Source organism: Micromonospora sp. CCTCC AA 2012012 (genome assembly GCF_040499845.1).
GTDB lineage: Bacteria > Actinomycetota > Actinomycetes > Mycobacteriales > Micromonosporaceae > Micromonospora > Micromonospora mangrovi.
Genome location: NZ_CP159342.1, coordinates 5,929,025 through 5,946,098, shown reverse-complemented (window position 1 = coordinate 5,946,098; position 17,074 = coordinate 5,929,025). Strand labels below are relative to the sequence as shown.

The following is a 17,074-nucleotide window of genomic DNA, read 5'->3' as shown; positions in this document are numbered from 1 at the left end:
TGGGGAGGTTGACGACGCCCGGGACTCGCGACGAGTCCCGGGCGTCCGTCGATGTCGGGGCGGGCTGACAAGAGGACCGGTGTTTTTCAGCGGGTTTCACCAATAGTTCGCGATCGACGTTTCGGGATGCCGGGAGGGCGATCGACACTGATCGACGTCGGTGATCGCCGACCGCCCGCCGTACCGCAGACCCCCGCGGAGGAGAACCGTGTCCCGACGTCTCGTCACCAGCCTCGCCGTCGGCGCGCTCGCGCTGCTCACCACCCTCGGCCTCGCCGCACCGGCGAGCGCCGCCGTGAGCACCAGCCAGAAGCTCAGCGTGCTGTCCAGCTGGACCCAGACCAGCGCCACCAGCTACAACGCCTGGAACGCCGCCCGACTCAACCAGGGCGCCTGGTCGGCGTACGCCTTCAACTGGTCCACCGACTACTGCTCGTCCAGCCCGGACAACCCGCTCGGCTTCAAGTTCAACCTCTCCTGCTACCGGCACGACTTCGGCTACCGCAACTACAAGGCGATGGGGCAGTTCTCCGCCAACAAGGACCGCATCGACAGCTCCTTCTACGCCGACCTGAAGCGGGTCTGCGCCACCTACAGCAGCGCCGTCCAGCCGGCCTGCTACAGCCTCGCCTGGACCTACTACCAGGCGGTCCACACCTTCGGCTCGATCGCCGCCGTCCAGCAGTCCGACATCGACCGCGCCGCCCGCCTCTACCCCACCACCCCCCGCTGACCCCACCCCTCCCCCACCCCAAGCCCGTTGATCAAGAGGTTTGCGTCGGATCCGGGGCCGGATCCTGACGCAAACCTCTTGATCAACTTGGGTAAGGGGGGTCAGGCGTGGTGGGGGCGGGAGAGGGGGGCTGCGGGGGGCGCGGGAGTGATGGGGGTGGGGGTGGTGAAGCGGGGGGAGTCGAGGGCCAGGTCGGGGTGCTCCACGCCCAGGGCGAGCGCCGCCGCCTCCGCCAGGGCCAGCTCGCCGCCCTCGCCGTACGCCGTGTCGAAGGCCGCGTCGCCGAGCACCCGGCGCAGCTCCGCCTGCCGCGCCAGCCAGTACGGGCCGTAGAGACCCGGGGTGGCGCGCAGGTTCGCCCGGGTGGCCTGCGCCGCCCCGAACAGTCGGGCCGCGGTGACCGGGTCGCCGCCGAGCGCGCAGCGCACCGCGATCGCGTTCAGGGTGTCGCAGGCCCGCCCCAGATAGCCGTGGCTCATCCGGGACCGCAGCGCCACCAGCAGGTGCTCGTGCGCCGCGACCAGGTCGCCCCGGGCCAGCGCCACCATGCCGAGCAGCATGTCCACCGACCGCCGACCCCGCTCCACCGGGCGGGCCGCCTCCACCGGGCGGGCCGCGCCGAGCAGGTCGGCCGCCTCCGCCAGGGCGCCCCGCCGCCACAGCAGCTCGGCCAGGTTGTAGATGGCCAGCAGCGCGTCCGGCGTCACGTCCTGCTGCCGGGCCCAGTCGATCACCTCGCGGCAGACCCGCTCGGCCTCGGCGAACTGGCCCATGTCCACCAGCGGAGCCGCCCGGCCGGCCAGTACGCGGGCCAGCAGCCCCAGGTCACCGGCCTGCCGGGCAGCCGCCTCGGCGCGCTGCGAATAGCGCAGCTCCTCGCCGAACTCACCGTCCGCGCCGGCGTGCAACGAATGCATGTGGTACGCCGCCGCCAGCTCCGCCTCCGGGACCTCCTCCCCCGTCTCGGCGAGCCGGCCATAGAGCCGGAACAGCCAGAGCCGCCCCTCCCGGGCCAGCCCGCGCTCCCGCCACCACTGGTCCAGCCCGCCGGCCAGCAGCAGGCCCGACCGGGCACTGCCACCGGTGGCGCACCACCGCAGCGCGGCCCGCAGCTCCCCGGCGAGCGGGTCCAGCGCGTACAGGGAGAGGGTGACCGGACGACCGTCCGGGCCGAGGTGCGCGCGGTCCAGCGCGTGCCGGGACCAGGCGACGTGCCGGTTGCGGGCCTGCTGCTCCTCCCCCGCCTCCACCAGCCGTCGGGCCGCGTACGCCCGGATCGGGTCGAGCATCCGGTAGGTGCTGCCCGAGGCGTGCGGATCGGCCAGCACCATCGACTTGTCCACCAGGACCGACAGCGGGTCGAGCGGGTCCTCGTCGAGCAGCCACTGCACCGTCGGCAGGTCCACCGGGCCGGCGAAGACCGCCAGCCAGCGCAGCAGCCGCGCCGACCGCGCCCCCAACGTCCGGTACGACCAGGTGACCGTGGCCTGCATGGTGAGGTGCCGTTCGCTGGCCGACCGGAGCACCGCCCGGGACGCCGCGCTGGGCGGCGGAGTGCCCGCGGCGGCGGCCACCAGGTCGACGGTGTCCTGCTGGTTGCCCGCCCACCCCTGCTCCACCGGCGGCTCCGGGGCGGCCCGCCCGGCGTCCAGCGTGCCGAGCATGTCGTCGAGGCGTTCGGCGAGCTGCCCGGCCGAGAGCACCCGGAGCCGGGCCGCGGCCAGCTCGATGGCGAGCGGCACCCCGTCCAGCCGCCGTACCACCCGTCGCAGGTCGGCCTGCTCGGTCGGGTCGGGGGCCCGGCCGCCCCGGGCCGCCACCGTCCGGTCCAGCAGCAGCGCCACCGCGTCGCTCTCCACGCCGTCGGGGCCGGGGTCCACCGAGAGCGGGGGAATCCGCCACACCACCTCGCCGGGGAGGCCGAACGACTCCCGGCTGGTGGCGAGCACCCGGACCCCACGGCCCCCCGCCAGCAACCGGGAGATCACCTCCGCCGACGCCGCGGGCTGGGCGTCGCAGGTGTCCAGCAGCACCAGCATCCGGCGGCCCGCCGCGTACTCGACCAGGGTGTCCACCATCCGCCGGCCCGGCTCCGGGCGCAGCCCGAGCACGGCGGCGATCTCGAACGCGACCAGCCCGGGGTCGGTCACCGCGGCGATGTCGACGAACCAGACACCGTCCGGATGGGACTCCACGATGCCCGAGGCCAGTTCCACCGCCAACCGGGTCTTGCCGGCGCCGCCCGCGCCGAGCACCGTCACCAGCCGGTGCTCGTCGACCAGCCGGGCCAGCTCCGCCCGCTCGGCCTCCCGGCCGACGAACGAGGTGACCTGGGTCGGCAGGTTGTGCGCCACCGCGTCGGCCGTACGCGGCCGGGGGAACGCCCGCGCCAACCCCGGCGCGACCAGTTGGAACAGCCGCTCCCGGTCGTCGAAGCCGCGCAGCCGGTGCAGCCCGAGGTCCACCAGGGACGCGCCGGCCGGCAACGGGTCGGCGTGCTGCGCGGTACTGCCCGAGCAGAGCACCTGCCCGCCGTGCGCCGCGGCGGCCACCCGGGCCGCCCGGTGCACCTCGGGGCTGGCGTACTCGCCGTCGCGGGGCTCGGCGTAGCCGGTGTGCAGGCCCATCCGCACCCGGGGCGCGGCCTCCGGGGTGGGCCAGTCGTGACTGGTCAGCGCCCGCTGCGCGGTCAGGCAGGCGGTCAGTGCGGCGGTCGCGTCGGCGAAGGCGAGGAAGAAGGAGTCCCCCTCGGTCAGCAGCTCCGCGCCGTCCGTGGCGGCCAGCGTGTCACGCAGCAGCCGGCGATGTTCGCGTAACACCGGGCGGTAGCCCGGACCGAGCAGCTGGGCCAGCCGCGTCGAGCCCTCGATGTCGGTGAACACGAAGGTCACCCATCCGCTCGGGAGGTGGATCCGTGGCGACATGCGTGGAACCTCCGCCCCTGACGTCGGGTTCATGCTGCCCTATGGTCACGCCGTCACGCATCGTGAGAACGGCCGGGCAGATTCCGACTCAACGTGCCAGTGCGACCGACCGCCGGCAAGCCGGAGATCGACCACCGGGACGAGGGAGCAGGGCCGTTCAGCAGCCGCAGCCGCCCCCGCAGCAGCCGCCGCCGGAGGGCGCGGGCGGGCCACCCACCGGGCCGCCGCCACCTCGGCCGGTCACCGCGACGGTGGAGAGCAACTTGACCGTGTCGGCGTGCCCCTGGGGGCAGGACGCGGGGCTGCCGGCCTCGGCCATCGGCCGGTTGACCTCGAAGGTGTCGCCGCAGGCGCGGCAGCGGAACTCGTACCGGGGCATGTCCACAGCGTACGGCCGGGCCTGACGACCCGGCGAACATGGGTGATACTCGACGGGTGGTGGACGGCGAGGAGAGCGTGACACTTCGGCCCCTGCGACCGGCCGCGCCGCCCGACGGCACCGGGCCCGCCGCCGAGCCGGCCGTCCCCCGTCCCCGGTCCCGGTCCGGCAGGCGGGCCACCCCCAGCCCCGGGTCGACCGCCGCACCGGCCGCGACCGACCCGAAGACCGACGCCGACGCGAAGAGCGATGCGTGGTCCGAGGCCGATCCGAAGCCAGGGGTCAGCCCGAAAGCCGGGACCGGCGCGAAAGCCACGACCGGCCCCCGGACCGAGACCGACCCGAAGACCGGGACCGGCCCGAAAGCCGACGCCGGCCCCGAGGCCGGGACCGGCCCGAAGACCGCGACCGACGGCAGGACCGGGACCGGCGGCGGGGGCGGGACTGCGGCAGGGGCGGTGGGCGGGCGGCGCCGGCGGCTGCCGTACGCGCACGCGCTGCGGGTGCCGCCCCGGCAACTGGCCGTCACGGCCACCCGGGCCACCCGGGACTGGTCCCGTCGCCCCGGCGGTCGGGTCGCCGTCTCCGGGCTCTTCCTGCTGCTCCTCGTCGCCGGCACCGCCACGGCCGGGGTGCTGCTCGTGCCCAGGGCGGCGCCGCCGCCGGAGCCGGTGGCCGTGGACGTCACCGCCACGGTCGCCGTCAGCGGCGTACCCGAGGGTGGTGCCCTGCCCGGGACGACCGGGACGGCCCTGCCGCCGCCCGGGGCGGCGCTGCCCGGCGGCACCTTCCCGCCCGCGACCGCGCTGCCCGGCGGCGGGCGACCCACCGGACCGGTGGTCGGCCCGGCGCCGACCGGGCGGCCGGCGGACGCGCTGGCCGGCTGGGCGCAGCAGATGAGCGCGCGGACCGGCATCCCGCCGGTCGCCATGCAGGCGTACGGCTACGCCGAGCTGGTGCTGGCGCAGACGCACCGGTCCTGCCAGCTGAGCTGGACCACGCTGGCCGCGATCGGTTACGTCGAGTCCCGGCACGGCACGGCCAACGGCGCCACGCTCACGCCCGGTGGACGGGCCGAGCCGGAGATCATCGGCGACCCGCTCGACGGGCAGGGCGGCCGGTCCCGGATCCTCGACACGGACAAGGGCAAGCTCGACCGGGACACCACCTACGACCGGGCGATCGGGCCGATGCAGTTCATCCCGAGCACCTGGCAGCAGATCGGCGCGGACGCGGACAGCGACGGCCGCAGCGACCCGCACGACATCGACGACGCCGCCCTCGCCGCGGGCGACTACCTCTGTGCGGGCGGCCGGAACATGACCATCTCCGGCGACTGGTGGGGCGCCATCCTCTCCTACAACGACGTCCGCCGGTACGCCCAGGCGGTCTTCGACAAGGCCAACGAGTACGGACGGGTCAGCCGTACGTGAAGTGATCGTCCGCATACATTGGAGAACTGGACACTTCCCCCCGGCAGCCGTTGACGGCAAGCTAGACGGGTGATGGTGCGCGAGTGGGATCCCAGGACCGCGTCGTCCGCCGAGATCGCGTCGCTGCTGGACACGCTCAACGCGGTGCTGGCGGCCGATCTCCCGCAGGACCCGCCGTGGCGGGAGAGCTCCCTGCGGGAATACCTCGCCGAGGTGATGCCCGGTGAGCGGCGGATCTCCTGGGTCGCCCAGGCCGAGCCGACGGCGGACGACACCCCGGGAGCGATCCTGGGTCACGTCCACGTGCTGCTCCTCGGCGACATCGGCGTGCTGGAGGTGCTGGTCCACCCCTCGGTCCGGCGGACCGGACTGGGGCGCACGCTGGTGAAGCTCGCCGCCCGGCGGGTGTGGGACGAGGGCTTCCAGTCGATCGGCGTCGAGGTGGTCGGCGACACCCCGGCCGTGGGGTTCTACGAGGCGCTCGGCTTCACCCGGGAGTACGTGGAGACCCGCAGCGTGCTCGACCTGCGCGCGGTGGACTGGCCGGCGCTGACCGAGATGGCCGCCGGCATCGGCGCGGGCTACCACCTGGAGTTCTGCCCGGGCGGCCCGCCCGACGACCTGATCGAGGCGTACGCACGGGCCAAGGCGGAGGTGCGCGACGCCGACGACGGTGAACTGCGCCCCAGCTCCTACGATCCGGAGCGGCTCCGGGACAGCCTCGACACGCTGCACCGGCGCGGCATGAAGCCGTACATCGTGCTGGCGCTGCACGAGCAGAGCGGCGAGGTGGCCGGGCTGACCGAGGTGGTGGTGCCGGCGCAGCACCCCACCCGCGCCGACCAGTACGACACGATCGTGGTGCAGGACCACCGGGGCTACGGCATCGACCGGGCGATCAAGGCACGGATGCTGCTGGAGCTGCGCTCGGCGGAGCCCGAGCTGGCCGAGGTGCAGACCTGGAACGCCCAGGAGAACGAGGCGATGCTCAAGGTGAACGCCGAGTTGGGCTACCGCCCCGACCGCGACTGGTGCGAATACGGCGTCGACGTGGCCGAGCTGGTGCACCGCCTGGACGCCACCCGTTGACGGTTGTTCACCGAACGGCCTGCTCGGGGGATGGACGCCGGACATGACCGCCCCTTAACGTGCGTTAGTTCACGTCCACCCATCGTGGAGGCTTCATGCGCCCGCGCCGCACATTCGCCGCGCTCGCGACCACCGCCGCCGTCACCGTCACGGCAATCGGCGTCGCACCCCCCGCGGCCAGCGCCGCGCCCACCGACCTGTTCATCTCCGAATACGTGGAGGGCTCGTCCAACAACAAGGCGATCGAGCTCTTCAACGGCACCGGCGCGCCGGTCGACCTGGCCGCCGGCGGGTACTCGCTCCAGCTCTTCTTCAACGGCTCCACCACGGCGACGAACATCGCGCTGAACGGCACCGTCGCCGCCGGTGACGTCTTCGTCCTCGCCGCCGCCACGGCGGCCCCGGCGATCCTCGCCCAGGCCGACCAGACGTACGCCTCGTCGCTGTTCAACGGCGACGACGCGATCGTGCTGCGTAAGGGCAGCACGGTGCTGGACTCGCTCGGCCAGGTCGGCGTCGACCCGGGCACCGAGTGGGGCACCGGGCTCACCAGCACCGCCGACAACACCCTGCGCCGGCTGCCGTCGGTCACCTCCGGCGACACCGACCCGTCGGACGCCTTCGACCCGGCCGTCCAGTGGGCCGGGTTCGCCACCGACACCTTCGACGGGCTGGGCAGCCACTCCGTCGACGGCGGCGGTGGACCGGTCGACCAGCCGGCCACGCTGACCTGCGGTGGCGCGCTCACCGTCGAGGCGGGCGGCACGGCCACCCGCGACGTCACCGCCACCGACGCGGACGACACGATCACCGACCTGGCGGTCGCCGTCAGCCCGACGCCGGCGTCCGGCTCGATCAGCCGTACCGCGTTCACCGCGGCCACCGGGGTCGGTGGCACCGCCACGGCCACCCTCACCGCCACCGGCCTCCCGGCCGGCTCGTACGCGGTGACCGTCACCTCGACCGACGCCGACGGCGGCACCGCGACCTGCACGGTCACCGTGCAGGCCACGGCCGTGCTGTCGGTGGGCGAGGTGCAGGGCCCGACCGGCGACGACGAGAACGGCCGCACCGACCGCTCGCCGTTCGCCCCGGCCAGCGGCAACGGCACCAGCTCCGCCCTCTACGACGTGCGCGGCGTGATCACCCAGAAGTCGCTGACCCGCACCTCCGCCGGGGCCGCCCAGTACGGCTTCTATCTGCAGAGCCGCAAGGGCACCGAGGACGGCAACCCGCTCAGCTCGGACGGCATCTTCGTCTTCACCGGCTCGTTCACCACGCTGATCGGCGGCTACGCGCCGACCGTCGGCGACGAGGTGGTGCTGCGCGGCCGGGTGTCGGAGTACTTCAACCAGACCCAGCTCTCCAGCGCCTCGCTGGTGCGCAAGCTCGACTCCGGGTTGGACGTCGACACGGCCCTCCAGGTCGACGACGCGACGCCGCCGGCCGACGCGACCGGCGCGGACCTGTTCTGGGAGCGGCACGAGGGCGCCCGGCTGCGGGTCCGCTCGGGCAGCGGGGTCTCCGCCCCGCGGCACATCTTCGCCTCCACCCTCGACTCCGAGATCTACGTGGTGGACCGCGAGGACCCGATCATGAAGCGGACCGACCCGTACGCCCGCCGGGTGTTCCGGGACGCCCACCCGCTGGACGACATCCCCGGTCAGCTCTTCGACAACGGCAACAACCAGCGCATCCTGCTCGGCGCGGGCGGCGTGAAGGCGACCGCCGGTGACTCGACCGCGCTGCTGCCGGAGGCCCGCACCTACGACACGCTGACCGAGGACGCCTACGGCGCCATCTCGTACGCGTTCAGCAAGTACAGCGTGCAGCCGGAGCAGCTGACGCTGACCGGTGGCGCGGACCCGTACGCGAACAACCCGCCGCAGCCGGCGAAGCGCGACACCGAGGTCGCGGTCGCGACCTACAACCTGGAGAACCTGTACGACTACCGGGACGACCCGTTCGACGGCTGCGACTTCGCCGGCAACACGGGCTGCACCGGGGTCAACCCGCCGTTCGACTACGTGCCGGCCAGCGAGGCCGAGTACACCGCGCGACTGGGCGTCGAGGCGCGGCAGATCATCAACGCCCTGCAGAGCCCCGACCTGGTGATGGTGCAGGAGGCCGAGGACCAGGACATCTGCTCGGTCGCCGACGGCAAGCTGGTCTGCGGCGACACCAACGACGCCGACGGCGCGCCGGACACCATCCAGGAGCTGGCGCTCACCATCGCGGCGAACGGCGGCCCCGCCTACGCCGCCGCGTACGACCGGACCGGCGCGGACGCCCGGGGCATCACCTCGGCGTTCCTCTACCGCACGGACCGGCTGACGCTGGCCGAGGCGACCGCCACCGACCCGCTGCTGGGCACCGCTCCGACGGTGGACTACCGCTCGGCGGGCCTGCCGGCCAACGCCGACGTGCAGAACCCCAAGGCGCTCAACGCGGTGCTCCCGGCCGACGTGGACCGTTCCACCGGTGTGGACGGCGCGAACGTCTACACCCGGGCCCCGCAGCTCGCCAAGTTCACCGTGGCGGCGGCACCGGGCTCGACCGAGCACTACACGCTCTGGGCGTTGAGCAACCACTACTCGTCCGGGCCGGACGCCCGGGTCGGGCAGCGCCGAGAGCAGGCCGCGTACGGCGCCGCGCTGGTCAAGGCCATCGAGGCGAGCGACGCGAACGCCCGGGTCATCTACGGCGGTGACCTGAACGTCTACCCGCGTCCGGACGACCCGATCGCCACCGAGGCGAACCCGACCCCGTCGGACCAGCTCGGTCCGCTGTACCGGGCCGGGATGCACAACCTCTGGGACGGCCTGGCGGCGGACGTGCCGGCGGCGGCGTACTCGTACACCTTCAGTGGGCAGGCGCAGACGCTGGACAACCTCTTCGTCAACGACAAGCTCCACGACGACCTGGTGCAGATCCGGTCGGCGCACATCAACGCCGACTACCCGACGGACACCGAGGGCCTCGGTGACCGGGGTGCCAGCGACCACGACCCGCAGGTGGCCCGGTTCCGTTCCCGGGCGTCGCTGAGCGTCGCGGACGCCGCGGTGGCCGAGGGGAACAAGGGCGACACCGCCCTGAACTTCACGGTGACCGTGTCCCGGCCACTGTCGGAGTCGGCGCTGATCTGCGCCGTCACCTACGGCACCACCGCGCAGCCGGGTTCAGACTACGAGCCGTACGTCGGCTGCCGCACCCTGGCGGCCGGGCAGACGTCGCTCACCTTCCCGGTGGCCGTCCACGGTGACAAGAAGGTCGAGCCGAACGAGCAGCTCAAGCTGCTCGTGACCGGCGTGCCGGGCCTCCGGGTGGTCGACGGCGTGGCCGTCGGCACCATCACCAACGACGACTGACGATCCGTCCGCGAAGCGGCCCGTCGTCCGGCTCACCAGCCGGGCGGCGGGCCGATTTCGTGTACGCCCCGTCGGGGCCGGGGCGGTCGCGGCGCGCCCCGGTACTTCGCCACCCGCACCTCCCACTGGCTACGCCGGCGTAGCGCGTCCCGGACCTCCCGGTCGCGGTAGAACGTCTCGGGTGGCCGGGCCAGGCCGTACCGGTCGGCCCACCACTCCCCCGGCTCGGGATCGGTGACGATGTCCAGGTGGGACGGATACCGACGCTCGGCGCCGTCCCGCAGGTCGGCCCGATCCCGCATGGGTTTGAGCACCCGCCCCGAGTCGTCGACCACGACGAGCCGGAAGCCGACCACGCCGATGATCCGGCGTAGCACGGCGATGCTCGGCGTCAACGTGCCCGCCTCGATCCGTCCGACGGTGGTCGCGTGCACGCCGGCGAACCGGGCCAGTTCCCGCTGACTCGCGTCGGCCCGGCGGCGCACCGCGCGGACGATCCCGGCGACGGGCCACGGGGTGTCGAGGGGTTCGGTGAGCAGTGCCGGCGAGTCACGCGGGGCGTCCACCGCCGTCCCGCCCCCGCTCGAGGCCGCCCCGGCCAGTTGCACCGGCAGTTCTGCGGGCTCCGGCAGCTCAGGCAGCTCCCTTGGCTCCGGCCGTCCTGGCCTCTCGGACTCGGTCACACCCGCAAGCCTCACGGTCGACGGCTCCCGGGACAACCTCGACCGCGCCGCCTGTGGACAACCCGATCCGGGCTGTGGATAACCCGCAGCCCGTCCCGCCGATCACCTCTCCGCCGAGCCGCCCCAAGCCCGCCTCCGAGCACTTCCGCCATCACGCAAAGCGAAAATCACTGTCCGCTATGGGCTGGGATCAGCACCGACCATCGAACAGTCAGCTATACGGACAAGAACGACTAAATTTCCCCACCGGTCGCCCTCCGACCCCCTTCCCTCCCGGCCCTTTGCTCTGCAGCCGCATACGCAGCAGTGACGGTAAGTGGCTGCTGCGTACATGGCTGCAGAGCAAAGGGAACCGGGCAGTGGGGGGAAGGCGTGGGGTTACATCACGGAGAGCGACAGCCTGCGCAGGCGTAGGGCGATATCCGTCAGGGCGGCAAAGGGCTCTTGCCCATGAAGCGACGCGGGCCGCTCCAGGCGACGTCTGAGGCGGTCACGCAGGCGAAACCGGGAACAAGGAGGCGCCGGAGCGCCCGCTCAGTAACGCTGGCGGAGCAGCCCGGCGGCCTCGACGGCCCAGTAGGTGAGGATGATCTGTGCGCCGGCCCGCCGGATCGAGGTGAGCGTCTCCAGCATCACCTGCTGCCGATCGATCCAACCGTTCGCGGCAGCCGCCTCGACCATCGCGTACTCGCCGGAGACCTGGTAGGCGGCGACCGGGACGTCCACGGCGGCCCGGACCGCCGCGACCACGTCGAGGTAGGGCAGGGCCGGCTTGACCATCACCATGTCGGCACCCTCCGCGACGTCCAACTCGACCTCGCGCAGCGACTCCCGCAGGTTCGCCGGGTCCTGCTGGTAGCTGCGCCGGTCCCCCTCCAGGCACGACTCCACCGCGTCCCGGAACGGGCCGAAGAAGGCGGAGGCGTACTTCGCCGCGTACGCCAGCACGGCGACGTCCTGGTGCCCGGCGGCGTCCAGGGCCCGGCGGACCACGCCCACCTGGCCGTCCATCATCCCGGAGGGCCCGACCACGCCGACCCCGGCGTCCGCCTGGGCCACCGCCATCTCGGCGTACGCCTCCAGCGTGGCGTCGTTGTCGACACCGCCGTCGGGGGTGAGCAGGCCGCAGTGCCCGTGCGAGGTGAACTCGTCCAGGCAGAGGTCGCTCATCACCACGGTGGCGTCGCCGACCTCGGCCACCACGTCGCGGATGGCCACGTTGAGGATGCCGTCCGGGTCGATGCCACCCGAGCCGCGCTCGTCCCGCGACGCCGGCACCCCGAAGAGCATGATCCCGCCGACGCCGGCCTGGACCGCCTCCACGGCGGCCTTGCGGAGCGAGTCCCGGGAGTGCTGGAGCACCCCCGGGAGCGACGCGATGGCCCGGGGCTCGGTCAGCCCCTCCTTGACGAACATCGGCACGACCAGTTCGGCCGGGTCGACGCGGGTCTCGGAGACCAGCCGCCGCATGGCCGGGTTACGGCGCAGCCGGCGGGGCCGGATCTCGGGGTACGGCATGACGGGCCTCCCGGAACGCTCAGCGGAAGCGGAGGGCGGTCGGCCCCTGCACCTTCGAGCCGCGACGCTGCTTCGCCGGCATGGCGGCGAGCTTCTCGCGCAGCTCGACGGCGTAGGCGGCCAGCGCCTCCACCAGGTCGGGCACCGAGGCGTGCTGAGGCTGGACGTCGACCCGCAGGCCGAACTCCGTCGCGGTCTCGGCCGTCTTGGGCCCGATCACTGCAACCACGGTACGGGCGTGCGGCTTCCCCGCGATACCGACCAGATTGCGCACTGTCGAGGAGGACGTGAAGAGCACCGCGTCGAACCCGCCCGACTTGATCGCGTCGCGGATCTCGGCGGGCGGCGGAGCGGCCCGGACGGTCCGGTACGCGGTCACGTCGTCGACCTCCCAGCCCCGCTCGGTGAGCCCGGCGGCGAGGGTCTCGGTGGCGATGTCGGCGCGCGGCAGCAGCACCCGGCCCACCGGGTCGAGGATCTCGTCGTGCGGCGAGAACTCGGCCAGCAGCCCCTCGGACGACTGCTCCCCGGAGGGGACCAGCTCCGGCTGGATGCCGAAGGCGCGTACCGCGTCGGCGGTCGCCTCACCGATGCAGGCGATCTTGACGCCGCCGAAGTGCCGGGCGTCCAGGCCGTGCTCGGCGAACTTCTCCCAGACCGCACGGACCGCGTTCACCGAGGTGAAGATCACCCAGGCGTACCGGCCGTCGACCAGGCCCTTGACCGCCCGCTCCATCTGGGCGGGGGTACGCGGCGGCTCGACCGCGATGGTCGGCACCTCGCACGGGATCGCCCCGTACGCCCGCAGTCGGGCGCTCATCGCCCCGGCCTGCTCCTTGGTGCGCGGGACGAGCACCTTCCAGCCGTACAGCGGGCGGTTCTCCCACCAGCTCAGCTTGTCGCGCTGGCCGACGCCCTCGCCCACGGTCAGCACCACCCGGCCGGTGAAGCCGAGCGCCGCCGCGACGAACGAGTCGACGGTCGACGTGGTGGTGTACTGCGTCTCGCCGGTGCCGTCGCCGGTCACCCCGACGCCGGTCGTGCCCTCCACCCCGGCGGCCAGCAGGCCGTCCCGGATGGCGGCCAGGTCGCCGGCGTCCACGGCCAGGGCGAGCGAGCCCCGGCCGACGGCGGCGGCCAGCGCGTCGAAGTCCAGCGTGCTGACGTCCTCGACGTCGGCGGCGGTGCGTACGCCCGGCAGCGGCACACCGGCGTAGGTGGCCACGCCCTCGGCCTGGCCGACGCCCGGGACCACCTCGAAGTGCGCGGCGGTACGCGCCACCGCCTGCACCTCCTTGACCACGGAGTCGTGCCCGAACGGGTCACCGGCGACCAGGTGCACCGCGTTCAGCCCGGAGCGGGCCGCGGAGATCAGCACCTTCGCCACGTCCCCCGGCACGCCCTCGGCCGGGCTGAACTGGGCGTCGGACCTGGCCTGGGCGCGGACGGCGTCGAGCAGCGACTCGGGGACTCCCCGGTCGTACACCACCTGGTCGGCGTCGACCAGGGCGTCGTGCGCCCGGCGGGTCAGCAGGCCCGGGTCGCCGGGTCCGGCCCCGACGAACGCGATGCGGCCTACGGGCTTACGGGTGCGGGTCATTCTGTGCTCCCAAATTGCTGGGTCCCCGGGCCGGCGTGTCCTTCTTGGCCGAGGATCGAGTCGGCGCCGAGTTCGAGGAGTTCGGCGGCGAGTGCCTTGCCGATCTCCGCCGCGTCGGCGGGCGTTCCGGTGCGGGACAGCCGGAGGTCACGGGTACCGTCCGGGCTGATCACCGCCCCGCGCAGGTAGATCTCGTCACCGGTCTCGCCCTCGGCGAGCTCGGCGTAGGCGGCGACGGGTGCGGAGCACCCGGCCTCCAGGGTGGCCAGCAGCGCCCGTTCCGCGGTGACCGCGGCGCGGGACGGTGCGTGGTCGAGCACCGCGAGCAGCTCGACCAGGTCCGGGTTGTCGCTCCGGCACTCCACGGCCAGCGCACCCTGGGCGGGTGCGGGCAGCATCAGCATCGGATCGAGCGTCTCGGTGATCACGTCGGTCCGACCGAGCCGGGCCAGCCCGGCCCGGGCCAGCACGACCGCGTCGAGGTCGGCGTCCGGGCCGAGCACCCGACCGAGCCGGGTGTCGACGTTGCCCCGGATCGGGGTGACCTCCAGCTGCAGGCCGAGCGCGTGCAGCTGGGCGATCCGGCGCAGCGCGCCGGTGCCGACCAGCGCGCCGGGCGGCAGCTCGGCGAGCGTACGGCCGCCCTTGGCGATCAGCGCGTCCCGCGGGTCCTGCCGCGGCGGGACCGCCGCGATGTGCAGCCCGGGGGCGTCCGCCGTCGGCAGGTCCTTGTACGAGTGCACGGCCAGGTCGATGGTGCCGGCGGTCAGCGCGTCCCGCAGGGCGGAGACGAAGACGCCGACGCCGAGTCGGTGCACCGGGGCGGAGGAGCGGTCCCCGGCGGTCACCACCTCGACCAGTTCGACCGCGCGGCCGGTGGCTGCGGTGAGCGCCTCGGCGATCTGGCCGGACTGGGCCATCGCCAGGGCGCTGCCCCGCGTGCCGAGGCGCAGGGGGGCGGTCATCGCGCACCTCCGGTGGACGGGACGTCGGCGGCCTCGAAGGACGACCGGCCGTCGGTGGCGGTGCCGGACGGGAGGGTGCCGTCGACGCCGGTGTCGGCCGGGTCCGGCGTCGCCTCGACGACGTCGGGCACGGTGTCGACCGGGGAGGTCTGTGGCACCTCCAGGTCGAACAGCTCGCGCAGCAGGGCCGCGTACTGGTCGCCACCCGGTTCGGCGGCGAGCTGCCGGACCCGCACGGTGGGCTGGTGCAGCAGCCGCTGCACCACCCGGTGCACCGTCCGGGCCACCTCGGCGCGCTGGTCGTCGGTGAAGTCGGGGCGACGCTGGACCAGCCGGCGCAGCTCGGCGGTGACCACGTCGTCGGCGCGTCCGCGCAGGGCGGCCACGGTCGGCGCCACGTCGGCGCCACGCAGCCAGGACAGGAACGCCTCGACCTCGACGGTGACGATCCGGGTCACCTCGGCGGCGTCGGCGGCGGCCGGCCCGTCGGCGAGGACGGCGGCCATCCGGTCGATGTCGATCACCTCGACGCCGGCCAGCCCGGCCACGCCCTCCTCGACGTCGCGCGGAACGGCGAGGTCGAGCAGGACCAGCGGACCGCGGTCGGCGTCCCGGCCGGCCAGCGCCCGGGTCACCACGTCCCGGGTGAGGACGGGTTCGGTGGCGGCGGTGGCGGCCACCACGATGTCCACGGCGGAGAGGGCGCTGACCAGTTCGGTCATCGGGACGGCGCTGGCGCCGTACGACTCGGCCAGCCGGACCGCGCGGTCGGCGCCGCGGTTGGTCACGGTGAGCGGCCCGGCACCCAGCCGGGACAGCGTCGCCACGCCCAGCGAGCCCATCGCACCGGCCCCGACCACCATGGCGGGCCGACCGGAGAGGTCACCGTCGAGGAGGTCGGCCGCCAGGTCGAGGGCGGCGGTGACCACGCTCTGACCGGCCCGGTCGATGTTGGTCTCGGCGTGCGCGCGCTTGCCCACCCGCAGCGCCTGCTGCATCAGCTCGTGCAGCAGCCGGCCGGCGGAGTCGGCGCCGCTGGCCCAGTGGTAGGCGTCACGGAGCTGACCGAGGATCTGCGCCTCGCCGACGACCATCGAGTCCAGCCCGGCGGCGACCCGGAAGACGTGGTCGACGGCGGCGGAGTCGTAGTGCACGTAGAGGTGGTTGGCGAGCGCCGCGGGCGGCGCGCCGGCCTGCTCGGCCAGGACCGCGCAGATGTCACCGAGGCCGCCGTGGAAGCCGGTGACCGCGGCGTAGACCTCCACCCGGTTGCAGGTGGAGACGAGGACGGCCTCGCTGACGTACGGCTGGGCGACCAGCCGGTCCAGGGTGCGGGTGAGTTCGGCGGGGGCGACCGCCAGCTGCTCCAGGGTGGCGACCGGAGCGGTGCGGTAGGACGCGCCGACGACGAGCAGTTTCACGTGCCGATCGCCTCCTGGGTGTCGGTGGCCGCGAGTCCGCCGGGCAGTGCGGCCAGGGCGGTCCCGGCGGTGGCGGGGAGCGCGGTCAGCGACGCCTTGCGGTGCTCGTGGAAGGACAGGATCTGCAGCTCGATCGCGAGGTCGACCTTGCGCACGTCGACCCCCTCCGGGACCGAGAGTACGCACGGCGCGAAGTTGAGGATGCTCGTGACGCCGACGGAGACGAGCTGGTCGGCCACCGCCTGGGCGGCCCGGGCCGGGGTGGCGATCACGCCGATCGAGATCGACTCCTCGACGGCGACCTGCGGAAGCTCGTCGACATGGCGTACGACCAGGCCGTTTATCTCCTCGCCGACCCGCGAGGGGTCCGCGTCCAGGAGCGCGGCGATCCGGAAGCCCCGGCTGGCGAAGCCGTCGTAGCCGGCCAGGGCGTGACCGAGATTACCCACGCCGACCAGGGCGACGGCCCGGCACTGGGTGAGCCCGAGCACCGAGGAGATCTGCTCGACCAGCAGGGCCACGTCGTAGCCGACGCCCCGGGTGCCGTACGAGCCGAGGTGGGAGAGGTCCTTGCGGAGCTTCGCCGAGTTCACCCCGGCGGCGTTGGCCAGATGATCGCTGGACACCGTTTCGTGGCCGGTGTCGGCGAGATTGTGCAGGGCACGGAGGTATTCCGGGAGCCGCGCGACGGTCGCCTCGGGCAGGTCCGGGAGCGCCGGTACGGCACCGGCACGGCCGGGCGCGCCTGGGTGACGGTGCTGACTCATGAGACTCCGTGCGGTGCGATCCTCGACCAGCGTCGGCGGCCGGTCGTTTCGGGACTCCCGCTGGCGACCGTTGTTGCCGGCTGTGCTAGCAGGGCGCGTCGAAACTACAGAGTAGGCGCTTGTGAAGACGTGCACAAATCGCGATCTTGCTCTCTCGCGACGCGCCTCCACCTGCCCCTCCATTCCACAAGATC

General features: G+C 73.6%; 12 protein-coding genes. 4 read left to right on the top strand and 8 right to left on the bottom strand.

Features of this window, described 5'->3' with window-relative positions; genetic code table 11:
* Positions 1–208: 208 nt before the first annotated feature.
* A complete protein-coding gene (locus ABUL08_RS26910) occupies positions 209–733 on the top strand; it encodes a phospholipase (protein ID WP_350932825.1) in 525 nt (174 codons plus the stop codon).
* 101 nt (positions 734–834) lie between these two features.
* Here ABUL08_RS26910 and ABUL08_RS26905 read toward each other — a convergent pair whose 3' ends face one another.
* Both ABUL08_RS26905 and ABUL08_RS26900 read right to left on the bottom strand, forming a co-directional pair.
* Entirely contained in the window at positions 835–3,657 is a 2,823-nt protein-coding gene (locus ABUL08_RS26905) for an ATP-binding protein (RefSeq protein WP_377521832.1), read from the bottom strand.
* A gap of 157 nt (positions 3,658–3,814) precedes the next feature.
* Positions 3,815–4,036 (bottom strand): FmdB family zinc ribbon protein, encoded by a 222-nt coding sequence (locus tag ABUL08_RS26900; RefSeq protein WP_350932824.1) that lies wholly within the window; start codon positions 4,034–4,036, stop codon positions 3,815–3,817.
* Between the two features lie 38 nt (positions 4,037–4,074).
* Here ABUL08_RS26900 and ABUL08_RS26895 point away from each other — a divergent pair, with 38 nt between their 5' ends.
* The 3 genes from ABUL08_RS26895 to ABUL08_RS26885 all read left to right on the top strand — a co-directional run bounded on the left by ABUL08_RS26895 (position 4,075) and on the right by ABUL08_RS26885 (position 9,926).
* Positions 4,075–5,469 carry a lytic murein transglycosylase gene (locus ABUL08_RS26895; protein WP_449288904.1) on the top strand — a complete coding sequence of 465 codons (1,395 nt, stop codon included), beginning with the start codon at positions 4,075–4,077 and terminating at the stop codon, positions 5,467–5,469.
* A 72-nt stretch (positions 5,470–5,541) separates the two neighbouring features.
* Positions 5,542–6,558, top strand: coding sequence for a GNAT family N-acetyltransferase (locus ABUL08_RS26890; protein ID WP_350938855.1), 1,017 nt, complete (start codon positions 5,542–5,544; stop codon positions 6,556–6,558).
* Positions 6,559–6,653: 95 nt separating this feature from the next.
* Complete coding sequence (locus tag ABUL08_RS26885; protein ID WP_350932822.1) at positions 6,654–9,926, top strand: lamin tail domain-containing protein; 3,273 nt, start codon at positions 6,654–6,656, stop codon at positions 9,924–9,926.
* A 32-nt stretch (positions 9,927–9,958) separates the two neighbouring features.
* Here ABUL08_RS26885 and ABUL08_RS26880 read toward each other — a convergent pair whose 3' ends face one another.
* The 6 genes from ABUL08_RS26880 to ABUL08_RS26855 all read right to left on the bottom strand — a co-directional run bounded on the left by ABUL08_RS26880 (position 9,959) and on the right by ABUL08_RS26855 (position 16,880).
* Positions 9,959–10,492, bottom strand: a complete 534-nt coding sequence (locus tag ABUL08_RS26880; protein ID WP_350932821.1) for a helix-turn-helix domain-containing protein — start codon at positions 10,490–10,492, stop codon at positions 9,959–9,961.
* A gap of 651 nt (positions 10,493–11,143) precedes the next feature.
* Complete coding sequence (hemB, locus tag ABUL08_RS26875) at positions 11,144–12,127, bottom strand: porphobilinogen synthase (RefSeq protein WP_350932820.1); 984 nt, start codon at positions 12,125–12,127, stop codon at positions 11,144–11,146.
* Between the two features lie 19 nt (positions 12,128–12,146).
* Positions 12,147–13,727: a bifunctional uroporphyrinogen-III C-methyltransferase/uroporphyrinogen-III synthase gene (locus ABUL08_RS26870; RefSeq protein ID WP_350932818.1), complete on the bottom strand. Its 1,581-nt coding sequence runs from the start codon at positions 13,725–13,727 to the stop codon at positions 12,147–12,149.
* Positions 13,724–14,692 (bottom strand): hydroxymethylbilane synthase, encoded by a 969-nt coding sequence (gene hemC, locus ABUL08_RS26865; protein WP_350932817.1) that lies wholly within the window; start codon positions 14,690–14,692, stop codon positions 13,724–13,726. Before hemC ends, ABUL08_RS26870 begins: the two co-directional genes overlap by 4 nt.
* Positions 14,689–16,113: a glutamyl-tRNA reductase gene (locus ABUL08_RS26860; protein ID WP_350932816.1), complete on the bottom strand. Its 1,425-nt coding sequence runs from the start codon at positions 16,111–16,113 to the stop codon at positions 14,689–14,691. Before ABUL08_RS26860 ends, hemC begins: the two co-directional genes overlap by 4 nt.
* Complete coding sequence (locus ABUL08_RS26855; RefSeq protein WP_350932815.1) at positions 16,110–16,880, bottom strand: redox-sensing transcriptional repressor Rex; 771 nt, start codon at positions 16,878–16,880, stop codon at positions 16,110–16,112. Before ABUL08_RS26855 ends, ABUL08_RS26860 begins: the two co-directional genes overlap by 4 nt.
* Positions 16,881–17,074 lie beyond the last annotated feature (194 nt).